5 protein-coding genes are annotated in these 7,901 nt (G+C 73.5%); 2 read left to right on the forward strand and 3 right to left on the reverse strand.

The genetic code is table 11. The features are described 5' to 3' along the window. Positions 1–644: 644 nt before the first annotated feature. From ACIRQY_RS25490 to ACIRQY_RS25500, 3 genes are all read right to left on the reverse strand, one after another. On the reverse strand, positions 645–1,481 hold the full coding sequence (locus ACIRQY_RS25490; RefSeq protein WP_403929615.1) for a DUF4097 family beta strand repeat-containing protein: 837 nt from the start codon (positions 1,479–1,481) through the stop codon (positions 645–647). Between the two features lie 74 nt (positions 1,482–1,555). Next, positions 1,556–2,074 (reverse strand): hypothetical protein, encoded by a 519-nt coding sequence (locus ACIRQY_RS25495; RefSeq protein ID WP_403929618.1) that lies wholly within the window; start codon positions 2,072–2,074, stop codon positions 1,556–1,558. A 185-nt stretch (positions 2,075–2,259) separates the two neighbouring features. Beyond that, on the reverse strand, positions 2,260–4,221 hold the full coding sequence (locus ACIRQY_RS25500) for an amino acid transporter (protein WP_403929620.1): 1,962 nt from the start codon (positions 4,219–4,221) through the stop codon (positions 2,260–2,262). 778 nt (positions 4,222–4,999) lie between these two features. On the opposite strand from ACIRQY_RS25500, the gene ACIRQY_RS25505 reads away from it, so the two are divergent. Both ACIRQY_RS25505 and ACIRQY_RS25510 read left to right on the forward strand, forming a co-directional pair. After that, entirely contained in the window at positions 5,000–6,829 is a 1,830-nt protein-coding gene (locus ACIRQY_RS25505; protein ID WP_403929623.1) for an APC family permease, read from the forward strand. A gap of 164 nt (positions 6,830–6,993) precedes the next feature. Beyond that, complete coding sequence (locus ACIRQY_RS25510) at positions 6,994–7,740, forward strand: DUF4118 domain-containing protein (RefSeq protein ID WP_403929625.1); 747 nt, start codon at positions 6,994–6,996, stop codon at positions 7,738–7,740. Positions 7,741–7,901 lie beyond the last annotated feature (161 nt).

The raw sequence follows: 7,901 nt of genomic DNA on the forward strand, positions 1-7,901 counted from the left end.
AGCCCCGCGCCCCCCCCCCGCCCCCCCGCCCCGCCCCCCCGCCCCCCCCCCCCCCCGCCCCCCCGCCCCCCCCCGGCGGCGGCGGGCCGCCGCCGCGACCGTGATGCGAACGTCAGTACGAATTAATGGAGGTGCGGATGCGCAGGTACGTGCGGGAGCGGGGGGACTCCGGGGCGCGGAGCCCGGAGAGAGGGGGCGGCACGGCCGGGGCGTGGGCCGTACGGCGGATCGGCGCGGCGGCCGTCGGGTGCGGTGGAGCGGGGGGGAACGTCGACGTGCCGGCCCGGTGGCCGGAAGAGCGGAGCCTCCGGGCGCCCTCAGGCGTGGGGTGACGCTCCACGAGGGGCCCGGAAGTGGCCCGTGCTCGTGGGGAGTTCGTACGGTTCCTGCGACTGCGACTGCGACTGCGACTGCGGCCGTGACCGTGGCTGGAGGTACGGGTACGGGTACGGCTGCGACTGCGGGTACGGCTGTGGGTCTGGCCGAGGTGGCTCTCGGTGCCGGTTCGAGCGGGGCCGTGGCCGGTCCGTGTCGTGGCCGGTTCGAGGGGGAGCCCGGCCGGGGGCGGGCCAGGGCCGGGATCCCCGGTGGGGCTGGGCGGGGACGGAGGGGCCGGGCCGTGGCGTCTCCCCGGCCCCGGACGGTCAGCTGCGGCGGATCACGATGTCGCCGACGCTCGTACGGCCCCGGACCTCGACGGTCTCGTCGGACTGTTCCGGCCCCTGGGCCGCGCCCAGTTCGTTGCGGACCCGGCCCATCTTGGACCGGACGTCGAGCCAGGCGGCCGTGCCCTCGGCGATGCCGACCTCCAGGCCGCCCACGGAGGAGTCCAGGGTGACGCGGCCCCGGATCACCTCGTCGAGACGGATGGCGCCACTGGCCGTCTTGGCGGTGACCGAGGACTCCGCGCGGACGACCGTGATGGGGCCGTTGGACGAGTTGACGCGCAGTTCGCCGCCGATCTCGCCGATGACGGTCTCCCCGTTCAGGTTCTTCACGGTCGCGCCGCCGCCGATCCGGCCGATCCGCACCCGGCCGGAGCCCTGGATGTCGGCTTCGCCCGTGACGCGGTCCACGAGGATGTCGCCGTGCGGGGTCTTCAGACGGACCGCCGTGGCCTCCTCCAGGTGGAGGTGGCCGGTGCCGGTCGTCAGACGGCACTCGCCGAAGCCGCCCTCCGCGATCAGGTCGCCGAGCCCGGACTTCCCGGTCAGGTCCGAGCCGGCCGGGAGCTGGACGGTCACGTCGATCACCCCGTACTTGCCGAACGGGGGGCGCTTCCTGGGGCCCTTGACGAGGAGTTCGCGGCCCGCGCAGGTCACCTTGGTCTCCTCGGCCGCCTGCACGTCCTGCTTGTTGCCGGGGTCGCTCGGCGCCACGTCGACCACGGTGTCGGTGCGCTCGCCCGCGATGACCCTGATCCGCCCGACCTCGATGTCGACGGTGGCGGAAACGGGCTCGGGAGTGTCGAAAGTAGGCATGACTGTGCCGTCCCTCGGGGTGGGTGGTGGAGGTGGACGCCGGGACGTGCCCGGATGAGCCGGTGGTGCGGGCCCTAGCGGACCCAGCCGGTGAAGCTCTGGCCCGCCGTGGATCCCGCGGTGGCGCCACGGGCCGGGGGCGCCGTGGGTTCCAGGGCGGCGGCCACGGCCCGTACCAGCCAGGCGTTGACCGACAGGCCCTCGCGGTTCGCGGCCTCCTCGACCCGCAGCTTGAGCTGGGCGGGGGGCCGGAAGTTGATGCGGGCGGTGGCGCCGTCCTCGGCCTCGACGGGCAGCGGGGGCGACGGCGGGGCCTGCGCCGGGGCCTCCTCGGCGAAGGGTTCGGAGGACGGCGGCGGGGTCACCACGAACTCGGGGTTCAGCCCCCGCAGCCGTACGTCGACCGAGCCGGGCGCGAGATCGCGGGTGACCTCGTCCATCGCGTCCGACAGGGCGCCGAGGAGGGTCAGCCGGGCCGCCGATTCGAGCGGGCCGGTGAGCCGCTCGGCCAGGGCGCGGGCTTCCTCCCCGCCCGCCTCGGCGGCCACGCCGAGCTCATGGCGAAGACTTTCCACATACGGGGTGAGGTCCATGGAGCAAGCATGGCACCGCGATGGCGCCATTGCAAGCGTGATGGCGCCATCATGGCCTCGGATTCCTCTTCGAGTGGCGCCGTCGGGGTGGGTGCGTGGCGCTACATGTGCGAGCGGCGGCCCCTTCGTGGCGCCATTGGTGCCATGTGGGTGGCCCGTGGCGCCAGGTCTCCGCCGGTGGTGGCTCAGCCGACGTGCACATGCGGCCGGAGCGCGCGGTCCGGCTCCGCCTCGCGCAGGACCTCACGGGTCACCGGGGCTATCTCGCCCTGCCCGAAGAGGAGGAAGCGGAGGAAGTTGGCGAAGGGATTGCCCTCGGTCCACTCGAAGTAGATGTGCGGAGCGACGCCGGTGAGGTCCCGGGAGTGCAGCAGCAGGGCGGCGAGAGCGTTCGGCACCGAGGACGAATCGACGGTGAGGACGCGATAGCGGTCGTGCAGCACCTCTCCCCGTACCGTGAGCCCCGCCTCGAAGTCCGACGGGTCGGCGACGGTCACCTCGACGAACACGAAGTCGTCCACGTCCGTGAGGTCGTTGTCGGCGCGTATCTGCTCGACCTTCTCCCGGTACTCGGCCAGGTCCCTCGGCCCGGGCTCGTTGGCGATGAACCTCGGCGTGCGGCGGGACGCCTCCCGGAGGAACCGCTCGGCCGTGGCATCCAGTTCGACATGGGTGACCCGCAGCTCGAAGGCGCGGCCCAGCCGCGAGAGCAGCGAGACGAGGATGATGCCCGCGATGAAACAGGCGCCGATCTTCACCCCGTCAGGGCGCTCGATCACATTGAGGACCGTGGTGTAGAGGAAGACCGCCGAGATGACCCCGAAGCCGATCGTCCAGCCGCGCTGCCCCGCCTTGCGGGCGGCGATGGTCACGGCGATGGCGGCCGAGCAGATCAGCACCAGGACACCGGTCGCGTACGCGCCGCCCTGGGCGTCGACGTCGGCGTCGAAGATCCAGGTCACCAGGAAGGCGACCAGGGTGAAGACCAGCACCATGGGCCGGACGGCCCGCGCCCAGTGCGGGGCCATGCCGTACTTCGGCAGGTAGCGGGGCATCAGATTGAGCAGACCGGCCATCGCGGACGCGCCCGCGAACCACAGGATGGCGATCGTGGAGACGTCGTAGACGGTGCCGAAGACGCTGCCCAGGTACTCGTGGGCCAGATAGGCGAGAGCGCGCCCGTTGGCCTTGCCGCCGGACTCGAACTCCTCGTGCGGAATGAGCACCGTGGTGATGAAGCTCGTACAGATCAGGAAGACGCTCATGATCAGCGCGGCCGTCGTCAGCAGCTTCTTGGTGTCCCGGATCCGTCCGGCCGGCCGTGCCTCCGTGTCCTCCGGGTCGCCCTTGACGTGGGGCATCACGGCGACGCCGGTCTCGAAGCCGGACAGGCCCAGCGCCAGCTTGGGGAAGACGAGCAGGGCCACGCCGATCATGGCGAACACGTTGCCGTGCTCCTGGGTCAGCGCCGCCGACCAGTCGGTGACGACATGGCCCTCGGTGAGGACGCGCCACAGACCGGTCACCACGACGACGGCGTTCAGGGCGAGATAGGCCCCGACCAGGACGACGGCCACCCCGATGGCCTCCAGGAAGCCCTTGAGGAAGACCGCGCCGAGCAGCGCGATCAGAACCATGGTGATGATCAGCTGCTTGTCGTGCAGCGACTCCGCCAGATGCGGGTTCTCCACCAGATGGGTGGAGGCGTCCGCGGCGGACAGGGTGATCGTGATCAGGAAGTCGGTCGCCGCGAAGCCCAGCAGGGTCAGGACGAACAGCTTGCCCTTCCAGAACGACAGCAGCCGCGACAGCATCGCGATCGAGCCCTCGCCGTGCGGACTCTCCTCGGCCACCCGCCGGTAGACCGGCAGCGCGCCCGCGAGCGTCACCAGGACCAGGACGACCGTCGCGACGGGGGAGAGCAGCCCGGCGGCCAGGGCGGCGATGCCCGGCTGGTAGCCGAGGGTCGAGAAGTAGTCGACGCCCGTCAGACACATCACCCGCCACCAGCGCTGCCCCCGGTGCCCGGCGTCCGGGGCGGGCGCGGCGGGTCTGGAGGGCTTGCCCCGGCCCATGTCGGAGAGCCCCTCCAGCATCCACGCGCGCAATCGCCCGGAGCGCGTGCGCGTGTCGTTCGTGGCGGCCATGGGGTGCTCCTGGATGGTGCGCGAAGAGGGGCGGATCGACGGTGTGCGGAGACGGGTGGATCGACGGTGTGCGGAGAGGGGCGGATTCCGGCCATCCAGGGGACGGCCCGTGCCCTCGCACGGACGGCCGAGTCAGCGTAAGCAGCCCCGGAGGCACCGGCCCGGCCGTCGGCGTCAGGGATGCGTCAAGATCCCCTGGTGGAGGGTTGGATGCCTCACACCGGCCCGGCGCGGAGGCCCCGACCGAGCCCGACCGAGCCCGACCGGGCCCAGTCGCCCGCGCGATCCGGACGTGAGATCCGGACGCGCGCGGGGCGCCGTAAGCGTCGGGGCGGGGTGCGCCGCGACGTGCGTGCGGGGTGGCGCGTACGGCGTCCGTCGACGTTGCCACGGCGGCGCCACGGCCCCTGATGCGGCCCACGTGGGGTTGTCCGTGACGGTCCGCAGCGGTCCGTGCGACGACCCCGGCGCCTGTCCGTGGCGCGCCCGGACATCGTCGGTGCTGGCTTGATATCGCCCTTCCTCGGCTCCCCTCCTTCGCCCGGCCCGTACGCGCCCGTCGGCCGGGGCGAGGTGTCCCCCGACGCGCCTGGCCACCGGGCGAGGCCCCCGCCCGGTCACCGAAGGGAGGCCCCCGCCCGGCCACTCAGGCGAGGCACCCCGTCAAGAACTCGTGAAAAGAACCCCGTCCCGCGCCAAGAACGCGCCAGCGCCGAGCGGCTGCGGCCCCGGCGGCCCCCAGTCTGAGCGGACCCGCACATGAATGGAGCCCGTCGGCATGACCGCCCTGACCACCGAGAACGGTGTTTCCGCCGCTTCGGACGAACCTCCCGATCCCGGCGCGCGCCACAAGCTGACGGCCGTCACCGGACTCGCCGCGCTCTCGCTCGACGCGATGGCCTCGGTGGCGTACGGCCCCGAGGCCATCGTCCTGGTCCTCGCCGCCGCCGGAGCCCACGGGCTCGGCTTCACCCTGCCCGTCACCCTCGCCATCGCCGCCCTGCTCGCCGTGCTCGTCGCCTCGTACCGGCAGGTCATCGCCGCCTTCCCCGACGGCGGCGGCTCCTACGCCGTCGCCAAGGCCCATCTGGGCCGCCGCACCGGCCTCGTCGCGGCGGGTTCCCTGGTCCTCGACTACGTCCTCAACGTGGCCGTCGCCGTCACCGCCGGGGTCGCCGCCCTGACCTCCGCCTTCCCCGGTCTGTACGGGGACCGCCTGTGGATCTGCCTCGGCGTCCTCGTCCTGGTCACGGGGGTGAACCTGCGCGGCATCGTCGACTCGGCCCGCGCGTTCATCGTCCCGACGGCCGTGTTCATCGGCGCGATCCTCACCATGGTGGCGGTGGGCCTCTTCCGGGACGGGCCGCTCTCCACCGAGGCGTCAGCGGGCCACCCCTCCGTACTCGCCGACAACGCCACCACCGTCGGCGCGCTGCTCCTGCTCAAGGCCTTCGCGTCCGGCTGCTCGGCCCTCACCGGCGTCGAGGCCATCGCCAACGCCGTGCCGTCCTTCCGCGCCCCGGCCGCCCGCCGCGCCCGCCGCGCCGAGGTCGCGCTCGGCGCGCTCCTCGGCGTGATGCTGATCGGCCTGTCCGTCCTGATCTCCCGCTTCGGCCTCCAGCCCGTCGAGGGCGTCACCGTCCTCGCCCAGCTCGCCGACGCCTCCTTCGGACACAACGCGGCCTTCTACATCGTCCAGTTCGCCACCATGGTGCTGCTCGCCCTCTCCGCGAACACCTCCTTCGGCGGACTGCCCGTCCTCCTCAAGCTCCTCGCCCGCGACGACCACGTCCCGCACGTCTTCGGCCTCAAGGCCGACCGGCAGGTGCACCGGCACGGCGTCGTCTGGCTCGCGCTCGTCTCGGCCGCCCTGCTCGTCTTCTCCGGCGGCGACACCAACACCCTCGTGCCCCTCTTCGCGATCGGCGTGTTCATCGGCTTCACCATCGCCCAGACCGGCATGGTGCTCCACTGGCGGGCCGCGGGACAGTGGGGCAAGGCGCTGCTCAACGGCCTCGGCGCGCTGCTCACCGGCGTCTCGGCGATCGTCGTCACCGTCACCAAGTTCCACGACGGCGCCTGGCTGATCGTGATCGCCCTGCCCGCCCTCGTCCTCGCCTTCGAGGCCGTGCACCGGGCGTACGGGAAGATCGACGAGCGGCTCGGCGTCGGCCGGACACCGGAGCCGCCGCACCGCGCCCGTTCCTTCGTCGTCGTCCCGGTCTCCGACCTGAACCGGCTCACCAGCGAGGCCCTGACCGCCGCCGTCTCCCTCGGCGACGAGGTCCGCGCGGTCACCGTCTGCCACGCCGACCCCGAGGACCTGGCCAGGACCGAGGCCCTGGAACGCGACTGGGAGCTGTGGAACCCAGGCGTCGCCCTGGTCCGGCTCACCTCGGAACGCCGCACGCTCGGCCGGCCGATCACCGCGTACGTACGGGAGCTGAGCGCCACCCGGCCCGACCTCCGCGTCACCGTCCTCGTACCCGAGGCCGAACCGGAGCGGCGGTGGCAGCGCATCCTGCAGAACCGGCGCGGGGCGGTCGTCGCCCACGCCGTGCGACGCGACACCGACGCCGCCGTGTGCAGGCTCCGCTTCCGCTGCTGACGCCGGGGCGCCCGCCGCCCGCGCACATCAGGATGTACCGTCGCCCATCCTGAACGCGTCCCACATCAGGAACGCGTCAAGGACCCCTCCGCCCGGCGCCCCCCGAACCGCGCCGGGCGGAGGCTGTACCCAGGGGGCGGTCGTCCGGTCCTGCGAGGTGGGTCATGAGGTTCACCGTCCGAGACGTGCTCGCGCTCGTCGCCGGAGCCGTCGCCCCGCTCGTGGCGGCGCTCCTGCTGCTGCCGCTGCGCGGGAGCGTCACCCCCACCAACACCGCCCTCGTGCTGGTCGTCGTGGTCGTCGCGGTGTCGGCGCTCGGCAACCGGGCCGCCGGGGCCCTCGCCGCGCTCTCGGCCGCCGTCTGGTTCGACTTCTTCCACACCCAGCCGTACGAGAGCCTCCACATCCAGGACCGGTCCGACCTCGTCACCGCCGTGCTGCTGCTCGCCGTGGGGCTGATCGTGTCCCAGCTGGCCGCGCGCGGCCGGACCCTGGGCCGGGTCGCCGCCACGGACGCCTCCCACCTGGAACGGCTGCACGGCACGGCCCGCCTGGCCAGCCTCAGCACGTCCTCCGACGAGGTGGTACGGCGGGTCCGCGCGGAACTGGCCGAGATCCTCGAACTCCGGGACTGCCGCTTCGAGTACGGCACGCTCACCGGCCGCCCGCCCCGGCTCGAACCCGACGGGAGCGTACGGGTGGACGGCTGGGTCTGGGACCTGGAGCTCCAGGGCTGGCCGGACGGGGCGACGGAACTTCGCGCCGTTGCCCACGGCCGCTACCAGGGCCGCTTCCTGCTGACCCCGGCCCCCGGAGCCGTACCGCCCTCGCTGGAGGCCCGGCTGGTCGCCGTGGACCTGGCGGCCCAGGCGGCGGCGGCACTCGACGACGACCGGCCGGTACGGGCCTGAGGCCGCGGACACGGGGCCGGGGAACGGGCAACGAGGGCGTCGGGGCCCCGCGGGGGGCCGGGGCCCCCCCCCCCCCCCCCCCGCCCGGGGGCGGGGGGGGCCCCCCGATGCACGCGGCCCCCCCCGAGTTGGAGCCCCGGCCCCCCCCCCCGCACCCCCCA

The organism is Streptomyces sp. NPDC101490, assembly GCF_044767145.1.
Classification (GTDB): Bacteria; Actinomycetota; Actinomycetes; order Streptomycetales; family Streptomycetaceae; genus Streptomyces.

Excerpts from the sequence above, each read along its gene's own strand:
- ACIRQY_RS25490 (WP_403929615.1), bottom strand. The coding sequence starts at position 1,481 with ATGCCTACTTTCGACACTCCCGAGCCCGTTTCCGCCACCGTCGACATC.
- ACIRQY_RS25495 (WP_403929618.1), bottom strand. The coding sequence starts at position 2,074 with ATGGACCTCACCCCGTATGTGGAAAGTCTTCGCCATGAGCTCGGCGTG.
- ACIRQY_RS25500 (WP_403929620.1), bottom strand. The coding sequence starts at position 4,221 with ATGGCCGCCACGAACGACACGCGCACGCGCTCCGGGCGATTGCGCGCG.
- ACIRQY_RS25505 (WP_403929623.1), top strand. The coding sequence starts at position 5,000 with ATGACCGCCCTGACCACCGAGAACGGTGTTTCCGCCGCTTCGGACGAA.
- ACIRQY_RS25510 (WP_403929625.1), top strand. The coding sequence starts at position 6,994 with ATGAGGTTCACCGTCCGAGACGTGCTCGCGCTCGTCGCCGGAGCCGTC.